17 protein-coding genes are annotated in these 20,265 nt (G+C 53.9%); 5 read left to right on the plus strand and 12 right to left on the minus strand.

The features are described 5' to 3' along the window. Positions 1 to 13: 13 nt before the first annotated feature. Together M891_RS0122830 and M891_RS0122835 are read right to left on the minus strand one after the other, a co-directional pair. Positions 14 to 2,401: a GH36-type glycosyl hydrolase domain-containing protein gene (locus M891_RS0122830; protein WP_028540404.1), complete on the minus strand. Its 2,388-nt coding sequence runs from the start codon at positions 2,399 to 2,401 to the stop codon at positions 14 to 16. Positions 2,402 to 2,572: 171 nt separating this feature from the next. After that, entirely contained in the window at positions 2,573 to 2,995 is a 423-nt protein-coding gene (locus M891_RS0122835; protein ID WP_028540405.1) for a hypothetical protein, read from the minus strand. Positions 2,996 to 3,202: 207 nt separating this feature from the next. On the opposite strand from M891_RS0122835, the gene M891_RS24780 reads away from it, so the two are divergent. Beyond that, complete coding sequence (locus M891_RS24780) at positions 3,203 to 3,970, plus strand: class I SAM-dependent methyltransferase (protein WP_051417189.1); 768 nt, start codon at positions 3,203 to 3,205, stop codon at positions 3,968 to 3,970. 97 nt (positions 3,971 to 4,067) lie between these two features. Beyond that, entirely contained in the window at positions 4,068 to 5,162 is a 1,095-nt protein-coding gene (locus M891_RS0122845; protein WP_036701640.1) for a GerAB/ArcD/ProY family transporter, read from the plus strand. Positions 5,163 to 5,173: 11 nt separating this feature from the next. On the opposite strand, the gene M891_RS0122850 is transcribed toward M891_RS0122845, so the two are convergent. From M891_RS0122850 to M891_RS0122870, 5 genes are all read right to left on the minus strand, one after another. Then, positions 5,174 to 6,397: a Ger(x)C family spore germination protein gene (locus tag M891_RS0122850; protein WP_028540407.1), complete on the minus strand. Its 1,224-nt coding sequence runs from the start codon at positions 6,395 to 6,397 to the stop codon at positions 5,174 to 5,176. Next, on the minus strand, positions 6,394 to 7,932 hold the full coding sequence (locus M891_RS0122855; protein ID WP_157268866.1) for a spore germination protein: 1,539 nt from the start codon (positions 7,930 to 7,932) through the stop codon (positions 6,394 to 6,396). Before M891_RS0122855 ends, M891_RS0122850 begins: the two co-directional genes overlap by 4 nt. Before the next feature lie 202 nt (positions 7,933 to 8,134). Beyond that, positions 8,135 to 9,358, minus strand: a complete 1,224-nt coding sequence (locus M891_RS0122860; protein ID WP_016314406.1) for an MFS transporter — start codon at positions 9,356 to 9,358, stop codon at positions 8,135 to 8,137. A 19-nt stretch (positions 9,359 to 9,377) separates the two neighbouring features. Continuing rightward, positions 9,378 to 10,409 carry an ROK family transcriptional regulator gene (locus tag M891_RS0122865; RefSeq protein WP_028540409.1) on the minus strand — a complete coding sequence of 344 codons (1,032 nt, stop codon included), beginning with the start codon at positions 10,407 to 10,409 and terminating at the stop codon, positions 9,378 to 9,380. 101 nt (positions 10,410 to 10,510) lie between these two features. Then, on the minus strand, positions 10,511 to 11,047 hold the full coding sequence (locus M891_RS0122870; protein ID WP_016314408.1) for a hypothetical protein: 537 nt from the start codon (positions 11,045 to 11,047) through the stop codon (positions 10,511 to 10,513). A gap of 106 nt (positions 11,048 to 11,153) precedes the next feature. Here M891_RS0122870 and M891_RS0122875 point away from each other — a divergent pair, with 106 nt between their 5' ends. Further along, complete coding sequence (locus tag M891_RS0122875) at positions 11,154 to 12,080, plus strand: phosphatidate cytidylyltransferase (protein WP_036701643.1); 927 nt, start codon at positions 11,154 to 11,156, stop codon at positions 12,078 to 12,080. 144 nt (positions 12,081 to 12,224) lie between these two features. Then, on the plus strand, positions 12,225 to 12,743 hold the full coding sequence (locus M891_RS0122880) for an isoprenylcysteine carboxylmethyltransferase family protein (protein ID WP_028540411.1): 519 nt from the start codon (positions 12,225 to 12,227) through the stop codon (positions 12,741 to 12,743). A gap of 67 nt (positions 12,744 to 12,810) precedes the next feature. On the opposite strand, the gene M891_RS0122885 is transcribed toward M891_RS0122880, so the two are convergent. From M891_RS0122885 to M891_RS0122905, 5 genes are all read right to left on the minus strand, one after another. Further along, a complete protein-coding gene (locus M891_RS0122885; RefSeq protein WP_036701645.1) occupies positions 12,811 to 13,908 on the minus strand; it encodes an MBL fold metallo-hydrolase in 1,098 nt (365 codons plus the stop codon). A 267-nt stretch (positions 13,909 to 14,175) separates the two neighbouring features. Continuing rightward, positions 14,176 to 14,853, minus strand: coding sequence for an NAD(P)H-dependent oxidoreductase (locus M891_RS0122890; protein WP_028540413.1), 678 nt, complete (start codon positions 14,851 to 14,853; stop codon positions 14,176 to 14,178). A gap of 70 nt (positions 14,854 to 14,923) precedes the next feature. Next, positions 14,924 to 16,414, minus strand: coding sequence for a protein adenylyltransferase SelO (locus tag M891_RS0122895; protein WP_028540414.1), 1,491 nt, complete (start codon positions 16,412 to 16,414; stop codon positions 14,924 to 14,926). Positions 16,415 to 16,489: 75 nt separating this feature from the next. Then, positions 16,490 to 17,656: an MBL fold metallo-hydrolase gene (locus M891_RS0122900; RefSeq protein ID WP_016314414.1), complete on the minus strand. Its 1,167-nt coding sequence runs from the start codon at positions 17,654 to 17,656 to the stop codon at positions 16,490 to 16,492. A 150-nt stretch (positions 17,657 to 17,806) separates the two neighbouring features. Then, complete coding sequence (locus M891_RS0122905; RefSeq protein WP_036626022.1) at positions 17,807 to 18,790, minus strand: SseB family protein; 984 nt, start codon at positions 18,788 to 18,790, stop codon at positions 17,807 to 17,809. A 106-nt stretch (positions 18,791 to 18,896) separates the two neighbouring features. On the opposite strand from M891_RS0122905, the gene M891_RS0122910 reads away from it, so the two are divergent. Continuing rightward, positions 18,897 to 19,088, plus strand: coding sequence for a hypothetical protein (locus M891_RS0122910; RefSeq protein ID WP_016314416.1), 192 nt, complete (start codon positions 18,897 to 18,899; stop codon positions 19,086 to 19,088). Positions 19,089 to 20,265: the final 1,177 nt, after the last annotated feature.

The raw sequence follows: 20,265 nt of genomic DNA on the forward strand, positions 1-20,265 counted from the left end.
CCGCCGCTTTCGCTTACGCTCCGGCAGGCAGCTTCACCTGCACGCGATAAGTCTTGCCCGGCTGCACATTCCGCAGCACACCTTCCGGCAGCAGCTCGCCATCCGCGTAAACTGTTGTCTCCGCTACTGCTGCGTCCCGCCGAATTTCAACATGCAGTGTGGCTCCACGGAATTCGCGTGTAATCGCTGCCTCGTTCCAATGGGACGGAAGCTGCGGATTCACGCGGATGCCGTCTTTCGTGCCCTGCACGCCAAACAGCCCGTCGATCAAGCAGCGGTACACCCACGGCACCGTGCCCGTGTTGAACAGATGGCTGGAGCGCCCTGCCGTCCGTGGGAATTGCCGATAAGCTCCCCGGTAATAGTTCGGGATGAATACCGGCAGTTGCCCCCGTTGCACGATGTCCTCAAGATCCGGGCCGGGCAGCATTTTGCGCAGCAGCCGGAACGCATCGTCCTGCTCACCCACCGTATATAACGCGTAGATATAGAAGGCGGCGGCATGATTGTACACCGCACCGTTCTCTGCGGACCCCGGGTGCTTCTGCGTCACCCGGCCGACATCCTCGCGCATCTTCGTGTAGGAAGGTGCGAGCTTCTCCACGCCGTATGGCGTCTCTAACTGCTCGCGAACTGCGCGCATCAGCTTCTCGCGTTTATCGGCATCGGCCGCGCCGCTTAGCATCGACCAACCCTGCGGGTTGATAAAGATCCGGCCTTCTTCATCGGTACTAATCCCAAACACGACGTTATCGTCAGTGATGCCCCGCGCATACCAATTGCCGTCCCACAGGTAGCGGTTTACTACTTCGTTGGTCTCCTTCGCCGCCGCACGGTAATCCCGGGCAACCTCAGGCCGTCCGCTGTTCTCGCAAATGCCGGCCCAAACCTGGAACGCATACGCCGTGGCGATCGTCAGCCATCCGGATACCCCTTTCCCTTTGTAGCCAACCATATTCATCGGGTCGCACCAGTCGCCTTGATTGATGTAGTTCAGCCCCCGCTCGTCGCGGTCGTTCATCAGCCAACGCATCGCTTTATCAACATGGAGATATACAGGTTCGGCTTCTTCACTGTCGGCATAGGCCACCTTTTCCTCCAAAATTGAGTAGTCACCCGTTTCATCCAAATACGTGCTCAGGCAGATAGGCAGCCAGACACAGTGGTCCGTATGCGGCACCTGGTTGATATATTTCAATTCCGCGTCTGGATGCAACACGATCCCGTCCGGCATGGCGCCGTTTGCCTTCTGCTGACTCAGCGCCGTTAAGAACGAGGCCCGCGCGATCTTCGGCTTGATATAACTCATGCCCATATGATCCTGCAAATAGTTTCGGGTTTGCGGGTCAGTGGTCAGGCGGTTCGTCTGGCCATGATAATAAATTTGCCGCGGCAACCAGCGATTGACGAACAGATCGAGGTCCTTGTCAGGAGTGGAGATCGTCAGGCAACCTCGACCTTCCCGGATGTACTGGTCGTATTCACGTTCAGCAGCCACAAATCCATCCTCACCCGATGCACCATCAGCCTTGCCAAAATACGTCTCCCGAATTTGTGCAATCTCCTGCTCATCGCGGGCTGGACCGAACAGGAAGCGGTATTCCCGCGTTTCTCCTGCCGCCAGTTCCATCCGGTATTGCATGACCGCTGCCGGCGTCTCGTACCGCGCATCTCCCTTCGATAGCTCCGCTTGCTCCAACGCGGACGGACGCGTGATCCCGCCTTCTCCTTCGAACGCCTCCTGGTTCACTTCCCAAGACACCGGGGTGTGTTCGGCAATCAGGAACGTTTTATCACGGAAAAACTTAATCTTGTCGTAATCCTGGTACTTCTGATACGGCGTCACTGAAGAGCAGACGATCGCCCGCAGGTCCTCATGGTATTGGCCGGATTGGTTCATCCAAGACATATAACCAACGGTAAAGTACGGGTAGATGCTCAGCTTCCGCGCCCGCTGCGATACGTTCGTCACCTTCACCCGCCAGAGCTCCAGCGGGTCCTTCTTCGGCAAGCTAAGGGTCATCTCAATCAACACGCCCTGATGCTCGACCTTCCAGACAATCCGGCTCTGTCCCAAGGCAAAAGAATAGCTGTCGGTCTTAACCCGCATCGGTTCATACGGCGCCGAAAACAGACTTTGATCCTCCTCGTCCTTCACATACACGAAACGGCCCGGATGATGTGCATAGTAAGGTTGTTCCGGCTGCATAAACGTCTTCGCTTCCAGATTTGGGGCATGCGAATACTTAGCCGGCTCCGGCTGCATAAATTGGGCAACGGCATATCCCCGGCAGTTCATATGAATCATCATCGTTTCGTTCCATAAGAATCCTGACGCTTTAGGCAGGAGCGTAGGGCTTAGCAACTCGTAGAATTCCTGGTCCTCCGTAGCTCTGAACATGATTCAACCTCTTTTCCGCGTAATCTTGTCTACTTGTCTACAACTATGTACATTATACATCGGAAAGCCCTTTTATGAAGCGTTTTCTTCTATAAACTTGCACAAAAAAAAGAGCCAATTTCCGCAAAATACGAAATTGACTCGAATCGCCGCATATCGGCACAGGCCTGATCAGATAAACAGAAACGGAATCAGGAACAGCAAAGCGATCGCCGCCCAATCAAACGCATAGGCGCCATAAGGAGGATAGTACGGATAGCCGCCTCCTGGATATCCCCCGTAATACGGATACCCCGGCCCATACCCATACGCCTTCGTTAGTGCCTGCTCCTTGGTGTGGGGAACCGCTTTAGTTGACGCTTTAGGGTTGCCTTTGGATTTGGATTTCAGCTGCTGGAGCTGCTTCTTGGCTTTAGCGGGTTGGGTAGAGAGAACGTTGGCTCCCGAAGCATATCCTCCGTTCAGCTGAATGCCCTTTTCGTTCACATCGGTAATCGTACCAATGTAATAGCGGCCGTCCCGAAGTACCGCGCATACGGTTTTGCCGATATGCGGCTTGCAGGTATCTACGCTAAGCGGATAGATCTGTTGCATAGACTCGTGCCTCCCCTCTCGAATGCTCATTTATCCTATTCATCCCCCGGGTATTTGTACAGGGCGAATGTCCCGCTAATGAAAACAAATCTTCAAAACCGAGGCCACTCCCAAGGTGAACGCCTATCTTAATCGCGCTGGAGGCGCCGCGGCATATTCTGCTGTTGAGAGAAGTCGGGAAGTTGATAAAGGAGGGGCAGCTATAGGATGAACTACCACGAAATCATCGCCGCCGTGGGGGAAGGCTCGGCACATCCAGGGGGATTTAAGGGAACCCTTGATTTTATGGAGTTTATTGGCATAACACCTGGATTGCGCGTGCTGGAGGTAGGTTGCGGAACGGGCAGAACAGCCTGCCTGTTTGCCCAGATGGGAGCACAGGTCACGGCGATGGATCAAAGTATCGTAATGCTGGAGAAAGCCGAGCAACGAGCCCAGCAGCAGCAACTGCAAATCGAATGGATTCAAGGCAATATCACCGCCATCCCGCTGCGCTCGGACACCTATGATGCGGTCATCGCCGAGTCCGTTACGGTGTTCGCTGCTGATCCGGTGAAGGCGTTCCGTGAATATCATCGCGTCCTGCGCAAGGGTGGGCACGTGTGGGACCGCGAGCTGTTTCAGACCCAGCCTCACCCTGCGTTGGAGAGGGAAATGCGCGAGCTGTACGGCAATCTGCGTTTGCCTGACGCTGCCGCCTGGATGCGGATGCTTCGGGATGCCGGTTTTCAGGAGGTTCGGCAGTGGGGACCAGAACCCGATGCGGCCCCAAATGGACGACAGAACGAGAAAGGGAGCGGAGGCGGAGCGATAGCCTTCGATTGGCAGAACGCTTGGGACCCGCACCGGGTCATTGACCTGGAGGCGCTGCAGGATCCCGCCGTGGGTACCTTTTTCAGAGAAAATGAAGCTTTCCTGCAACGTTACCGGAACCATTTATCCTATGGCGTGTTTCTAGCCCAGAAAGCCGGGTGAACGGAAAACTTCGGGTTTGTCCCCATTCCCCGCTGGGAACAATGAGTAGCATCTTTTATTGAGTGTTCACAGGCTGCTTAGGAGGATCAGTGGGGAGATGGGCTCTAAAATATCCGGCTATCAACTATTCACCATAACCTTTATCTTTCAGTTAGGCACGACGATCATCTTTGGCTTCGGCGGCCCAGCCGGTCGGGATGCCTGGTTGGCCTCACTGATCTCCATCGGGCTCGGCCTCCTCGTGGTGGGGATGTTTACAACCTTAAGGTACCTGAATCCAGGATTAACCTTCGTCGAATGGTTTCCGACACTACTAGGCCGCTGGCTGGGTACCCCGATCGCGTTCTTGTACCCGCTCCTGCAAGTATATCTATTGGGGCGAGGTTTCGCGGATATGAGAGACCTGGTTTCGACGGCGATCTTACAAGGAACCCCTCTGTTTGTAATCACGGGCGTATTCGCCGTGATCATCGCCTATTGCTGTTATGGTGGAATCGAAATTGCCGCACGAATGGGGGAAATCATTTTTCCTGTCGTCGTCCTTATGTTTCTGATCGAAACCGTCCTGCTCATGGGCTCGGGCGTATTACATCCCCATCATATTCAACCGATATTGGACAATGGATGGCAGCCGATTTGGAATGCGGTCTTCCCCAACGGGATTACGCAAGGCTACGGGGAAAGCCTGGCTCTTGCGATGTTCTGGCCGCATGTGAAGGACCAGGGGAACATCACGAAAATTACGCTCTTAGCCACATGTTTATCCGGGATTATGATCACCTGTTTTGATATCCTGGCGATTCTCGTCTTCAGCGATTTGTATTCACGCTTTCTCTACCCGTTATATACTTTGCTCGGCGTAATCAGCGTCGGGAATTTCGTGGAGAACCTGCAGATGTTTGGGGTGCTTTACTTTTTTGCCACGGCTTTGTTGAAATGCCTGCTGATTCTGCTTGCGGCACTTCACGGCTTCCAGAAGCTGACGGGAATGAAGAACTACCGCCCGTTGATTATCCCGGCCGTCCTGATTGCCTTCATTCTAGGGCTGACCATGTCCCAAAATATCACCGAGCATATCTATTTTCATCATTTTCATATCCTGGTCCCGTATATTTATATTCCGATGCTCTTAGTTCTGCCGGCGTTCCTGCTCGTCATCGCGGGGGTTCGAAGCCTGCTTCGGAAGAAATGAACAGGAGCCCCTTATTTCTTGATGTCCTGTTCCTTCAGATGCAGCGGCGGCCCGGTAACGCCAATTTTTCGAATTTTTAAATCAGCCTTCACCGAAATTTCGGCTTTCCGGAATTCTCGGCTCCAATCATTCTTTAAGGATCGCCAGCGGGAAGGATATTTTCGGTGAATGACCTCGCCAAACCCAAATGCGTCAACGCCGAACTTCTCCTGCACTTTGGTAATCGTCTGATATACGCTCTTTTCTACCTGCTTGTCCAAAGCTTCCTTGGCAAGCGCGATATGATGCATTCGCGTGAGATCGAGGCTCGTATTATTTTCGCGGATCATCCCTTGTCCGCTGAGTCGAACCTGAATCTTGATTTTGTCGCCTTCAAAGATCGGATGAATCTTGCTGCCCAAATTGATCAAATCCAAGCTGATCTCTCCCTCTTCCTGCGGTATATGGGCAGTCACCACCGCCTTGTGTAACTGTCCCTTCACCCATCGAAGCCATCTGCCATCGCGGACATCAATAAACCCTTGCAATTGCAGGTCATCGTTGAAAATCCCGATCCCCGCTATCCGAAAACCGGGCTGACCGGAGGCGCCATTTGCCTCTTCTCCCTGGGCCGCTTCCCCCATCCCGATCGCAATGACCGGCAAGGCCGCACAATTCCCGTATCGGGTCGCAGCGATCATCAGATTCAACAGGCTCATTTCCTTAAGCCCTCCAATCTGATCGTATTCTTTCAGCGCCCCGATTCCAGGAATGTCCTCCAGGGGATAAGCCACATTCAAAAAATCCCTGGCCGTTCCCCCTCTGACGATAAAAACATCGGTGCGCAGCTTGAGGTTCGGATCACGGCTATACGTATCCAGCACATGACCTAATCCCCTTCGGGCCAGTTCCTCTCCAATCACGATAATCCGCCGATGGGCGCGATAAACTTGTCGAGACAGCTTCGTCTGCATTTGTTGCACGGCATCCAATGTGTCTTTTCCGCTCCCGCTCACCACAAAATACGGTTTTTCACGCCCGTTGCCTCCACCACCGCTACTTCCCATTGCACTGCCGATTCGAAAAGGGAGGATCACCTGGGCGCTAATCATGACCCCATCGTCTTTTGCTGCATCCATCCCCCAAGCGAGCTCCAGGGCCAACTCATTTACTTCTGCGCTATCCCAGCACCCCGCTGTCAGCGATAGCATAGGCAAAGCAATCAGGCCCATTACAATTCTTCGGATCCGGTTCATCCCATCCCCCCTCCTCGTTTAGGACCTGGCCGACGCCCTCCCGACATCCGCCGGCTATTTCCTCCATTGGTGAGTACTGGGCGGCGATACATGCTCCACCTAGGAGCGCGAACCCACACATCTTTGAGGTTCTCGAAGTTACTCGGAGACACCGGTTCCAAGTAGGGAACTCCAAATGAGCGAAGACCCAGAAGATGAATGAGGATGAGGAAAATCCCTGCAATGACGCCATACAAGCCCAAAATTCCGGCTAAGATCAGCATGGGAAAACGCAACAGACGGAATGCCGTCCCTAAATTGTACCGGGGGATGGCAAATGAAGAAATCCCAGTCGTTGCGACAATAATAACCACCGAAGCCGATACGATGCCGGCCTGAACAGCAGCTTGTCCGATGACAAGCGCACCTACGATGCTGATTGCCGAACCGATCGGTTTAGGCAAGCGGATGCCCGCTTCGCGAAGGCCCTCGAACATAAACTCCATCAGCAGCGTCTCAATCACCGTCGGAAACGGAACCCCTTCTCTAGCCGCCGCGATGCTAATTAATAGATTCGTTGGGATCAGCTGCTGATGATAGGTCGTCAGAGCAACAAACAGCGACGGAAGCAGCAAGGACACATTCAACAAGGCAAAGCGAATCCAACGAAGGCCCGTCGTATAGATCGTGCGCTCATAATAATCCTCCACCGCTTGCAGCCCCGACCAGAAAGTCATGGGGGCAATCAGGACAAATGGCGTATTGTCGACGAGAATGGCAACTTTCCCTTCTAACAGGCTGGAGCAGACAACATCAGGCCGCTCTGTATTTTGAATCTGGGGAAAAGGCGACCAAGGCACATCCTCAATAAATTCTTCGATGTACCCCGATTCCAACACTCCGTCAATCTCAATCTGCCGGAGACGGCGACGGACCTCCTCCAATACGGATTCCTTAGCAATCCCGTCCATATACGCGATAACGATATCTGTTTTAGTCAGCTCGCCAAGGGTTAGCGACTCTATCTTCAACTTCTCGCTGCGGATTCGTCTGCGGATCAAACTGGTATTCGTCCGCACATCCTCGGTAAATCCATCCCGCGGACCCCGCACAGACAGCTCGACACTAGGCTCCTCAATCGTTCGCTTCTCCGTGCCTTGGAACCCAGCGAGCACGGCCTGATTCTCCCCATCGACCAGCAGAGCAGCATTCCCCTTCAGCACCCCTTCCACAAGATCGCTGAGCTTCTGCACTCGCTTGACCTCAGCAACAGCACCCAGCCGTACTTCCAATAATGCCCCCAGTGATACGTTCTGCTGGCCCCCGCTCTCCGGCTGCATCTCAGCCTGCAGCGGCTGCATGATGGCTTGATCCAATGGATCCTTGTCGACGAGTCCATCGATGTAGACCAACAGCACCCGGGATTGGCCGGGCACCGATATCGTAAGAAACCTCAAATCCGAACTGTTGAAGATGTGTTTGAGCCGCTGCTCATTGACCTCCAGCACGGGATTCAGCGCGCCCGTCAGATCATTTGGTGCCGGGGTGTTGGGCATAGCCGAGTTGGGCAATTTTCTCGGAACCTCTTTATGCTTCGATCGATACCGGAATGGAATCTTCATCTCTTTCGTCCCTTACTTATGATGAAGTTAGTATTCCGGTTGTGAAGCGGATCATTCGTGTTATGATGGGCATGCAAAAAAGAAGCTAGCCCATAGGTTATACGTACCTAACGAAGCTAGCTTTGGATAAGTAGGACTATTGCGGAGAAGCCACGCTCTCTTGCGAGGCATGGCCTCTTGTTTTCAAGAAAACGTTCAGCCGCTCGGAGAAGAGCCACATCGCTGCTGCCGACAGCACGATGTACACCGGGAATACGCCAATCGTGGAATGTGAAGCCAGGAACCCAAGCAACGGCGGCATAAACGTGCTGCCGGTGTATGCCATGGCCATCTGATAGCCCATGATCTTCTGAGATTGCTTCTTGCCGAAGCGAACCGGCGTTTCATGCAGCATACATGGAAAGATCGGAGCAAGGCCAAGGCCGATGATCAGTAAGCCGACCAGAGACAGAGCCGCGGGGAGCGGCAGCACCAGCACAACGGCGCCGAACAAAGCGATAATCTGGCCTGCGCGGATCATCACACGGTTACTTAATTTAAACGTGACGAACCCGGCAATGAAGCGGCCCACCGTAATCCCGGCAAAATACAACGAAACCCAGCTCGCTGCCGTCGCCGCATCCACTCCTTTGATGCCAACGAGATAGCTGCTGCCCCATAAGCCGACCGTAGACTCCACCCCGCAATAGAACAGAAACGATGCGAGGGCCAGCTTGACGCCGGGAATCCGCAGCGGCTTCACCGGGCGTTCGTCCGGCTGCTCGGCTTCCATCTCACGCAACTCTTCCTTCCGTGAATCGCCGGCGATCCGGGCCACACGATCCCAGAGCGGCAAGGAGAAGAGCAAAATCACCACCAGCGCGAATTGAATCATCGACACGGTCAAATAACCGCTGCGCCAGTGCCCGCTGCCGGAGATAAACCCGGCCATGATGACCGGCCCCAGCGTTGCGCCAACGCCCCAGAAGCAGTGCAGCCAGCTCATATGATGCGCTTTGTAGTGCGCAGCCACATAGTTGTTGAGCCCGGAGTCCACCGCCCCAGCGCCCAGCCCCAGCGGAATCGCAAAGACGCCAAACCAGAACACCGACGGTGCCGCCGAATAACCGAGCAAGGCCGCCGCCGTCATCAGGCAGCTGACCAGAGTCACCTTGCCTGTGCCGAACCGGCCCAGCAACGAGCCGCTGGCCAAGCTGGATACAATCGTGCCGGCGGCGACGATCATATATAAGACGCCGGCAGTCCCCAGCGGAGCGCCGAACTCGCCGCGAATGATCGGCCAGGCCGAGCCGAGCAGCGAGTCAGGCAGCCCCAAGCTGATAAAAGCTAAATAAATGATCAATAGAAAGAATGTTGCCATCTGTTTGGATCTCCTTCTCCTATCCACGGGTTGATATCATCAGATGAAGTCCCAACTGCTGCAAGCCGGTCAAATAATCCCGCCGCCAGTCGCTCATCATCAGCCGGGGCAGATGCTCGGCCGGCACGTATTGCGCGCTTTGCACTTTGATTTCGTTCAACAAAGAGACACTCACCTCATCATGGCAGAACACCACAGTATGCGGATTGATCAGCGCTGTACAGGCCGCGACCAACCGGCTGACGGCATCCACTCCCTCGGGCCCCGCTCCAGCTCTGCCGGGGCCAAGATTTCGTCCCGCCTGCAGCGCCTGCCCGAAGTTCCGTTCCTCGTATTGCGGGACATAATAGACCTCGCCGGAGAAGAATGAATGCCCCCTCACAACGTCACCGTTGATCAAGATCCCGGCCCCGGGGCCATTTTGGCCGAAATAGAGGTAGACCAGCGACGGGTTGTCGCGCGGATCTATGCTGTGGTAATACCCCCACACCGCCGCATTCATATCGTTCTCCACAACGACAGGGAGACCAAAACGCGCTTCCAGGGTGCTCTTCAGATCGAAGTTCTGGAATGCCTCATAAGCAGGAATATGAATAATCCGGCCTTGATTGACCGCTCCGGGTACGCCAATCGCCAGCGACTGAATCTTCGGGAACCGGTCGATCAGTTCGCCGATCAACTCCGCCAGGCTGTCCCCGGGATCCGCCAGCAGACTTGGCCTGCGACCTTTTTCTTTCACTTCGCCATGACAATTAAAGACCGTGTAATTCGTCTCCTCCCGCTCCAGAAACACCGCCAGACCCAGCATATACTCTGGATTATAGGCGTAACGCTCTGCTCGCCGGCCGCCGCTGGAATCGTCTATCCCGATGGTCGCAATCTCTCCGGCCTCCTTCATTTCAGCCAGAAACTTGCTGATCGTCGGAAAGCTGACGTCCAGCTTCCCGCTCAGTTCCGCCTTCGTCGCGCTGCCCATCGCCAGCAGTGCCGAGCGGATGCCGCTGCGGATCACCTGCTTCATCTCTTTCGGCGTGGCTGGCATTTCGTTCATTGAGGTACCTCCACTACTTTTTAAACATCTTTAATAAGTTAACGACAGCGTATCATATTCACACGAGAAGGGGAAGAGGGAGTCTAAAAAAATTCCGCAGTTTACGGCTCGTATTCGCTGAGCTTCCCTTCATAGATGAGCTGAAGCCGATCGCACTTCCGGAAATCGTCCGGCGTCACCAGCGCAGGCAGCTTATTCCACAGTTTAATCCCCGAGCGCTCCAGAATCTCCGCCACGAATTGCGAGCAAAAATAAGAGTTGCTGAACTCAATCGGCTCCTTCAAAGCGATGCCGATGACGCCAAGAATGTTGTACAGGAACTTTTGGCGCTTGCGAATAAACAGTTGAAGCACGCGCTCCATTTTCTCCACCTCACGCGGGGTCACCTTTAACTCATAAATGACGCAGGTCGTGTTCGGGTACTTACTGAACGTACCGGTCTTGATATCCTCTTTGACAAATCCGCCGTTCAGCGGGTTATTCGGATGCTTCCGCCCAAAGCTGTACAACTCTGACAACTCTCGATTGAACGAGATCGAGGCGTGATTGTAAGGCGCCCTTGTGTATCCCTTGATCATTTTGGTGAAGAGTGTTCCTGTATTCGTAAGTAAAATATATACCGAGCGTTCCGCGGCCATGGATGAAATTCCCCTTCTCCCATGTAGACTATATCTAGACTATTCCTCCATAATAACATATGATTCCTTTGGTGGAATCTACCTCCTGAGGAAGTTGGGATTGAGCATGCTAAACAATCTGCAATGGACGATGATCGTGATTTTCGTGGTCCTGGCAGCTATTCATCTCATCTGCGTGGTCCTGAAGCCGAAAGTTCCCGGGCCCGGCGGTGAGACTTATTTAGCCTTCAGCCAGCGCCTGCGCACCTGGTGGGGCATGTGGCTGATTCTCTGCTTGGCCACCTTATTTAATCCGGTCGTATCGTTGCTTGCGGTGATGCTGCTATCTTTTTTCGCGTTAAAAGAATACTTCTCCATGATCCGCTCACGCAAATCCGAGCGTCGGTTGTTTCTGTGGGCATATCTGGCGATTCCAGTTCAGTTCTACTGGATCTTGATCGAATGGTACGGCATGTTTATCGTATTTATTCCGGTGTATGTGTTCCTGTTCTTGCCGCTTCCTCGCATGATTAACAAAGGAACAGCCGGGTTCCTGCGCAGCGTGAGCCGGGTTCAGTGGGGGTTGATGCTGATGGTGTTTGGTCTCAGCCATCTCGCGTATTTCCCGTTCGCCACGCCGCAGTATGGGGCAGGTCTGGTGCTCTTTCTGGTCGTTCTGACCCAGCTTAATGATATCGTCCATTATGCCGCTTCGTCGTACTTCGGCAACCGTAAAGTTGTGCCGACGGCGAATCCGTTCATGACGTGGGAGGGCTTCGCGTGCTCGCTCGTGGTGACGTCCCTCGCAGCCTACATCCTGGCTCCGTTCCTGACACCGCTAGGTTCTTCGTTTGGCTTGTTCGCCGGGATGCTGATTGGGTTGGGCGGCTTTATCGGCAGCACCACCATCTCTGTCCTGAAGCGGGATTTGCTCATCGGGGACGACGACAAGGCTCAATCCTTGAAGAGGAGCTACCTGAGCTTGGTCGACAGCTTAACGTATACGTCGCCGGTCTTTTTTCACGTGACGCGGTATTTCTTTGATTTCATGTAGGATGAGATGAAGTCCGGGCTGGACCTTAAGGCGCTGTTTTAACATGGCATTAACATTCAGAGCGTACAGTGAAGAAGCGTCTTTTAAAATCCGCATGACGTGGCGCTTTTGCCGTTTTCGTGCATGTTTAAGGAGGAACCAACCATGGTGACCGGCATCATTCTCATTATACTAACTTTGCTTCGTGTCCCTTCGGCTATTGTCTCGGGGCGCAATGAAGCTCGCATCAAGACTCACGGAGGCCTCGAATTCGGCAAGACCAACAGCCGGGCGCTGATCGTCGTGCAGTTTCTGATCTACCTCAGCACGATCGGTTATGCTTTCGTGGAGGATGTGCCCGTCGGCGTGCATACCTATATCGGTCTGGTCGTTTATGCGTTCGCGATGGCGGTGCTCATCTATGTCATCCGTACGCTGGGACGCTTCTGGACCTTCAAAATCTATATTGCCAAGGGCCACCAATTGATCGAAACTCCGCTATTCAAGCGCGTCAAGCATCCCAATTATTACTTGAACATGATCCCGGAGGTGCTCAGCTTCGCAATCATTTCGCAGGGCTGGGTCGTGTTTATCCCACTGTTCGTGCTCCATCTGATCACGTTGTTCAACCGGATTCGACTGGAGGAGAAGGTCATGAGGAAGAAGTTCCGGGGGTACAAGTAAGATTATTCTCGACATGAAAAAAGAGGCTTTTCCGAGGTATTAGCACTTCGGGAGAGCCTCATTCTTTTTAAGTCCACCATACTTCCTTAGGGTACGCCGAGTCTCCGAGATACACCGGCTCGCCGATTTTCGGAGTGGCGATAGGTACGCCTTGGCGTTCGGCTTCTGCTGTCGCACGGCGAATGGGATCGTTCCAATCATGCAGCGACAACGTGAACGCCGCCCAGTGAATCGGGAGAAGCAAGCCGCCCTGTACGTCCCGATGTGCCTGCACCGACTGTTCGGGAAGCATATGGATGTCGATCCACCGGGGATCGTATTGTCCGCATTCCATCAAAGCCAAATCAAACGGCCCATACTTCTCGCCGATCTGCCGAAAATGCGGACCATACCCGCTGTCCCCGCTGAAAAATACTTTACGTTCCGGCGACGCAATCACCCAGGAGCACCACAATGTGCCGTTCCGATTCGCAAGGCCCCGTCCCGAAAAATGACGAGCGGGCGTGCAGACGAGCTTCAAGCCGCTCCATTCCAGCTCCTCCCACCAGTCATGCTCGCTGATCCGCCCCGGCTCCACGCCCCAGCGTTCCAGGTGGCTGCCCACTCCTAGCGGGACAATAAAACGCCCCACCTTATCTTTCAACGCCTTGATGGTCCTATAATCTAAATGATCGTAGTGATCATGGGACAAGATCACCGCATCAACGGCCGGCAAATCCTCCAAATCAAACGGCAGCTGCGGGTTAAACCGCTTGCCGCCAAACGGAGGGACCGGCGTGGGCGACAGACCCAGCATCGGATCAAGCAGCAGGCGCTTGCCTCCGAAATGCAGAAGCAGGGCCGAATGCCCCAGCCAAACCACCATGTCGCGGTCCAGGCGCCCTAGCGTCTCCGGCGTCAGCTGCACGACCGGAAGCGGCCGATCCGGCCTTACTCGCGGGTTGCCCCGCAGGTAATCCCGCAGCACCGAAATCATATTGCCCGAAGCAGGCTGGGGTGGAGAAGCAGGTTCCGTGTACACAAACTTCCTGCCCTGCCGGTTCGGGGATTGCGCGTAACGCGCCCGCATTGCAGGGGAAGCCTTCCCGCCAAAGGCCGGGTGCAGACGAAGAAAGAGCGTAACACCGATGATGAGGACAAGTAAGATACCTAAAGCAATATACATGCAGGATACCGCCTTTTCCTATGTATAGAGTAGAGAAGTGAAGGATTCAAGCAGAGTATACTGCATTGGGGGGGCGATGCCAAATGGGGGAAGTATTCACCTACTTAAAAAAGAAATAGACCGCCCACTCACCAAGGAAACGGTCTATTTCTGATCGTACAGCACCAAGAAGGAAGCCGAACGCCGATAGGCGTCATTCGTGTGCAGAGCCGAGGATGTTAGCCGCATCCTTGGCTTTCTGTTTCTATTCTTGGTTTTTCTCGGCCGTTACCGCACCCAGCTCACGATCTCATCCAGCGCCTGTCTCGATTTAGGACGCGGCTCCGTTACGCGGTAGCCAAAAGCAGCGAAGCAAGCGATGCCAAACCGGTCGTCTTCCAGCAAACCTTCCTCCCGAAGAATCTGCTCTGCCTTGTCTCGGTCAAACCCTTCAATCGGACAGGAATCTACGCCGATGAGCGCTGCAGCCGTCAGCATGTTGCCGAGGGCGATATACGCCTGTTTACATGCCCAGTCGAACATCGCACGGTCGCTCTCCAGCAGCCGGAAGTCAGACTCTTGAAAAGTCTTGTAATTCCCCTTCAGCATCTGGTTCACGATCTCATCTGGGATGTGGTGCACCTCTTTCATCATATGGGTGACGTAAGGCGCGTCATATCTCAGATCCTTCATCGTCCGAGCCAAAATCACAACAAAATGGCTGGCTGTTGGCAGTTGCCCTTGAGCTCCCCAGGAGACGGCGCGCAGCTTCTCGCGGAGCTCCGGCTTCTGCAGCACAACGAATTTCCACGGCTCCAAGCCAACCGAGCTGGGTGACAAGCGAGCCGTCTCCAGGATGAACTGAAAATCATCCTCCGGAATAGCCCGGTCTGGATCGAATTTTTTGCAAGCATGCCGGAATTGATAAACCTCGAGAATCGCTTGTTTGAGTTCGGATTTGTCCATTTTAGAAATCAGGCTCATAACCGAAAAAATCACTCCTTCACCTACATAAAGTTGCAAACCTGCCGAACCATTATGTCCCGCAAAACGTCCGGTACGGCCGGTCGCTGGACGGCGGCAGCTCCGCGTATTCTGCCTGTTCCGGCGTATGGGCGAAAGGCTCGGCCAACACGCTCAGCAGGCGCTCCATCACGCTGTAATCATCCCGCTCTACAGCGGCTTCGAGCGCTTCCTCCACCCGATGGTTACGCGGGATGACCGCCGGGTTGCTGCGGCGCATCAGCTCCCGGGCCGCGTCTTCCGATTCCGGCTGCCCAACGAGCCGCGCCTGCCAACGCTCCAGCCAGCCCGCCCATTCCGGCGTGCACGCCATCGGCAGCTCCTCCATCCGGCTGAAGGTCAATGCGAGAAACGTATTGGTATAGTCGGCCTGGTGCTGATGCATCAGGCTGAGCAGGTCATGGATCAGGTCGGCGTCTTCCGCCTGTTCGCCAAACATGCCGAGCTTCGACCGCATCCCCTGCAGCCATGCCGCTTCGAACTGCCCGGCGAAGCCTTTCAGTGCTTCTTCGGCAAGCCGAATGGCTTGCTCTTCTTCGTCATGCAGCAGCGGCAACAGGCTTTCGGCGAACCGGGACAAGTTCCACACCGCGATGGACGGCTGGTTGCCGTAAGCATAGCGGCCATGACGGTCGATGGAACTGAAGACGGTCGCGGGGTCGTACGCGTCCATGAAGGCACAGGGCCCATAGTCGATCGTCTCGCCGCTGAGGGCCATGTTGTCGGTGTTCATCACGCCGTGGATGAACCCGACGAGCTGCCATTGGGCGATCAGGGCGGCCTGGCGCCGGATCGCCTCCCGCAACAGCGCCAGGTAGCGGCCCGCCTCGCCGGTGTCGGCGAGCTCGGCCAGCTGCGGGTAATGGCGCTGGATCACGTAGTCGGCGAGCGTGCGGACGTCCGCCAGCTCGCCGAATTGCGCGGCGTACTGGAACGTACCGACGCGCACATGGCTGGACGCCACGCGGGTGAGAATCGCCCCGCGTAAGTCCTGTTCGCGGACCACCGTCTCCCCGGTGGTCACCACTGCCAAGCTGCGGGTCGTGGGTATGCCCAGCGCGTGCATCGCCTCGCTGATGATATACTCACGCAGCATGGGACCCAGCGCGGCGCGCCCGTCCCCGCCGCGCGAATACGGCGTCCGGCCGGAGCCCTTGAGCTGAATGTCGAAGCGATCGCCGCTAGGCGTGATCTGCTCCCCGAGCAGCAGGGCCCGACCGTCCCCCAGCATCGTGAAATACCCGAACTGATGGCCCGCATAGGCCTGAGCCAGCGGCTCCGCCCCCGGCGGCAACTGGTTGCCGGCGAACACAGCCACGTTCTCCTCGCTTTGCAGCGCCTCCGCATTCAGCCCGAGCTCGGCTGCCAGCTTGTCGTTAAGCACAATCAGCTGCGGCGCTCGAACCGGCTTGGCCTCCTGCTTCGTGTAGAAAAACTCCGGCAATCTAACATAACTATTATCAAAATTCCATCCGGCATCCGGATGTGCGCTTGGTTCGTTCATCGCGTTCTCCTTCGTAATCGTCCTTGCAAAATCTGCTCTGATTTGACGCCTTTCCCCGTTAGGGGTTCATCCTTCCTACTCCATTGTACCGGACGGACGGGCCCCGCGAAACTTGGGATCCTTTCGCGCTGCGCTGACGGCTGGCCACCACACCTCGGTCGGGTATTCCGAACCCCCGATCCGGACTGGCTCCCCGATTTTGGGCGTCGCTAGTGAAACTCCCCGCAATCTAGCTTCTAAGCTGAGCCGGCGAATCGGATCATACCAACTGTGCATCGCCAACGCAAAAGTTCCCCAATGAATAGGAAGCAACACATTCCCTTTCACGTCTAAATGAGCTCGTACCGTTTGCTCCGGCAGCATATGGATATCCCACCACCGGTCATCATATTGGCCGCACTCCATCAACGTGAGATCGAAGGGGCCGTATTTGTCGCCAATTTCCTTGAAATGCGGACCATACCCGCTATCCCCGCTAAAATAAACCCGCTTCTCCGGCGTGGTAATCACCCAGGAGCACCAGAGTCCGCCGTTTTGGCTAAAGAGACCTCTCCCCGAATAGTGCCGGGCCGGCGTGCAAGCCAACTTCACGCCATGCAGCTCCAGCTCCTCCCACCAATCGTATTCGCGGATTCGAGCAGGCTCGACGCCCCACCGCTCCAGGTGGCAACGAATGCCCAGCGGTCCGATAAATTGCCCAACCCGATCTTGGATTCGCCGGATCGTCCCGTAATCCAGATGGTCATAGTGATCATGAGACAACACGACGGCATCCACCGGAGGAAGCTCGTCCAGATGGCCGAAGGGCAGCTCACGGTTGAATCTTTTGCCGCCGGCGATCGGCGACGAGGTCTGGCCAAACATCGGGTCTAACAGCAGCCGGGCTCCCCCGATCTGCAGCAGCAGCGCCGAATGGCCAAACCAGATCACCGTATCCTCCTCGATCTCTTCCATCGCCTCCCGATCGAGCTTGACTTGGGGCAAGGGCCGCTTGGGCTTCAGTTCGGGTCTCCGCTGCACATATTCGCGCAGCATCGTAAAGAAACTGCCGAGAGACGGTTTATATACTTTCGTTACTAACGGGTACTCGAACTTCGTTCCTTTATAATTCGGAGATTGTCGGTAGCGCTGAAGGTCAGCGGGCGACGGCTTCCCGCCAAAGGGCGGGTACAGCCTCCGAAATAGATCCCATCCAACGGCCAGAAGCACCACAAGAGCAATCAAAACAAAGAGCCACATCATCAGCCCCATCCACCTTCCCTGAACAAATAACATCCATGCAGGAAGGTTGTGCCAAAGTCGGGGGATTTATGCGACCATGACCGCGCTGCGACGGGGCTCCCCGGCAGGCAGAAGCGCGGGTTACTTGGTTGGTGGATCGCCGAGCCGAGGCTACACGCCGCGCTCTTGACGGTAGGCTTCGATCCGCTCCCGATTTTTCGCGTCGATTTGCAGGGAAATGCCGCGGCAGTTAATGACGACACCTTCTAAGTTTCCGGATACCGTCAACAGATCGTCATAGGAGGCGACGTTGCTGCTCCAAACCGTTTTATCGTAAACCTTCTCGAACTCCAACCAATCCGTAAACGCCGGCAGCCATGTCGAGCCATCCTTCGCGCTGAGCACGCCAAACTGCAGAATCGCCCCTTGCTTTAAGGTTCTCATGCCTTGCTCATCTGCAGGTGCTGGGTCAGACTCTTTCACTTGCATAGGTACCAGGAACTTCGCCTGCAGGATTTCATCCAGCATCTCGGCCTCCAGTACGTTGAGCTGCTGGCCTCGGGCCTCTGAATCGCCTGTTGGTGCATGCAGCGTCTGGAAGAACCGAATCATTGCCCGCTGCAAACTGGGATTCGATACGGGAATGCGGATCTCCGGCGTCCCTGTCCAATCCGGCGGCGGCAGGATTTGGTCCCGCTCGATTTCAATATGATACTGTCCGTTGTCTACAAGGACCTTGGATAACCCTAAAATATGAAGCTGTGCAAATGTCTTTAGCAGGTCTTCCCCGCCGATCGGCTGCATCTCCAACATCAGCAGCTGCTGTCGGAAATAATCCTCCGCATTCTCGGCAAATGCCTGCTGCGAGAACATCCATACCCGGTCCTCCTCATCCACGTAAGGATATCCGGTTGCCTGGTCGTACGCGACGTAAAGGGTTGGGGCGTTTTTTATTTTTTCATATAGCACGCCGAGGAAAGCCTTCATCCGCTCATCCAAATACACATCCGGGTAAGCCTCCTCCGCCTTAAACCGCTTCGCTGCATGCACCAAAAAAATCAGCTCCTGAATCTCCAGCCCATCCAGCTCTTCCTGCGAAACCTCCGGCGTCAACAGAAACCTCCGCCCGATCTCGTCTCTCCGTTCTTCGTTCATCTGGCACCCCATTTCCCCTATCGTTTGAATATAGTATAGCTTATATCGGTGTGGTGAAAGTTAAAAACTGGTACAATAATTTCAATGACGAAAGGAGGCAGGGTTCATGGATAATAACAACGATCATGGAAAACCCTTCTCTCATCCCGCCGATCCGCACGGCGCCAAGGCGCATTTCGATGCCAATGAACAAAAATTCCACTCCACAGGAGTACCCGGGTTGTGGCGACAAATCACCAATTTGTTGATTTTAGTTGGAATCATTGGTGTGATTCTTGTGATAAGCAGGTTTCTTTAAGAAGGAGCTGTGCTACCCGATTCCTTAGGGTGGAGAGGGTAGAAAAAGACTTTGAGGATTGTAGTCCCCAAAGTCTTAAATTATTTCTGTAGTTCCCTGCCTTTTCTTTATTCGCTCATGAACTTGGTCAATGCCAAGTATTATTTCCTCCAAGATCTTGAGGGTTAGCAATCTCAAGGGAATCTCACATTAGTCATTTCTCATATAGAGTAATTGAAAGACCTAGATCTCCCATAAGTCCTTCACCATATTCAACAATAATATTTCTGTCTGGAAACAATTCTTTTTTGCTCTTCTAGACCAATAAAATACCAAGATATCACCGAATTGTTTCAAAACTTTTTCATTATCCATAGACTCACAGTCTTTTCCCATAAAAAAATCCCCAAAACTCCAGCTATTAACCCATTGTTCTATTTGCCTTTTATTAGAATTGAATTGTGCCTCTAACTTCAATAACTTATCAAGTGCTTTATCCTCTTGAGTCTCGAAGAAATCAGCCAATAAATATATAACCATTGATCTCAATAATATTGGGACAGAGAACATAGGCCGTTGAAATAAAATCCTCAATATTATTACTGTTTGATGAATGATTAAATAGAGAAATTCCTCGTTGTTCTTTAAACTCATGAAATATCTGTTCAATTACGATGCTTCGGTATAATTTAATACCACTCATCTTATCACCATCCAAATAAATCCTTAATAAATTGCGGAACAGCCCCGTCCAACTTATATGGCTGGTAGAACTCTTTACCCTCAGGATTGACATTAATATGAAATGCCTTAACTCTATCGCTACTCAAATCATTACTCCATTATTTGTTAACCCATTAAATTGTTTTACGTTTAGTTCAGATGTATTGGTAGCTCACCGAATTAACGCATTCCCCGTCCCCTTAGTACCACTTTTAGCCCCCGTATATCTACCACCTATGCCGCCAGCCATTCCAAGNGCGAGTAATGCGACATATTCTGCTTCTTTCTGTTCGAAATACGCATCGACTAGTTGTTCTCTCGCCCAACTTGCTGTACCAGCATTATTGGTATAGGCACTCGTTCCTGTTACTAAACCGTATAAGTAATTATATTGGTTTTCATCCATGAAGGATCCAAAATCGTACCGTTCCCAGATGAAATCTTTATATACCTGATAGTATTTATTCTTCTTACT

The organism is Paenibacillus sp. J14 (assembly GCF_000518465.1).
Lineage (GTDB): Bacteria > Bacillota > Bacilli > Paenibacillales > Paenibacillaceae > Fontibacillus > Fontibacillus barengoltzii.

Coding starts and splice junctions, on each gene's coding strand:
- M891_RS0122830 (WP_028540404.1), bottom strand. CDS start 2,401: ATGTTCAGAGCTACGGAGGACCAGGAATTCTACGAGTTGCTAAGCCCT.
- M891_RS0122835 (WP_028540405.1), bottom strand. CDS start 2,995: ATGCAACAGATCTATCCGCTTAGCGTAGATACCTGCAAGCCGCATATC.
- M891_RS24780 (WP_051417189.1), top strand. CDS start 3,203: ATGAACTACCACGAAATCATCGCCGCCGTGGGGGAAGGCTCGGCACAT.
- M891_RS0122845 (WP_036701640.1), top strand. CDS start 4,068: ATGGGCTCTAAAATATCCGGCTATCAACTATTCACCATAACCTTTATC.
- M891_RS0122850 (WP_028540407.1), bottom strand. CDS start 6,397: ATGAACCGGATCCGAAGAATTGTAATGGGCCTGATTGCTTTGCCTATG.
- M891_RS0122855 (WP_157268866.1), bottom strand. CDS start 7,932: ATGCCCAACACCCCGGCACCAAATGATCTGACGGGCGCGCTGAATCCC.
- M891_RS0122860 (WP_016314406.1), bottom strand. CDS start 9,358: ATGGCAACATTCTTTCTATTGATCATTTATTTAGCTTTTATCAGCTTG.
- M891_RS0122865 (WP_028540409.1), bottom strand. CDS start 10,409: ATGAACGAAATGCCAGCCACGCCGAAAGAGATGAAGCAGGTGATCCGC.
- M891_RS0122870 (WP_016314408.1), bottom strand. CDS start 11,047: ATGGCCGCGGAACGCTCGGTATATATTTTACTTACGAATACAGGAACA.
- M891_RS0122875 (WP_036701643.1), top strand. CDS start 11,154: ATGCTAAACAATCTGCAATGGACGATGATCGTGATTTTCGTGGTCCTG.
- M891_RS0122880 (WP_028540411.1), top strand. CDS start 12,225: ATGGTGACCGGCATCATTCTCATTATACTAACTTTGCTTCGTGTCCCT.
- M891_RS0122885 (WP_036701645.1), bottom strand. CDS start 13,908: ATGTATATTGCTTTAGGTATCTTACTTGTCCTCATCATCGGTGTTACG.
- M891_RS0122890 (WP_028540413.1), bottom strand. CDS start 14,853: ATGGACAAATCCGAACTCAAACAAGCGATTCTCGAGGTTTATCAATTC.
- M891_RS0122895 (WP_028540414.1), bottom strand. CDS start 16,414: ATGAACGAACCAAGCGCACATCCGGATGCCGGATGGAATTTTGATAAT.
- M891_RS0122900 (WP_016314414.1), bottom strand. CDS start 17,656: ATGATGTGGCTCTTTGTTTTGATTGCTCTTGTGGTGCTTCTGGCCGTT.
- M891_RS0122905 (WP_036626022.1), bottom strand. CDS start 18,790: ATGAACGAAGAACGGAGAGACGAGATCGGGCGGAGGTTTCTGTTGACG.
- M891_RS0122910 (WP_016314416.1), top strand. CDS start 18,897: ATGGATAATAACAACGATCATGGAAAACCCTTCTCTCATCCCGCCGAT.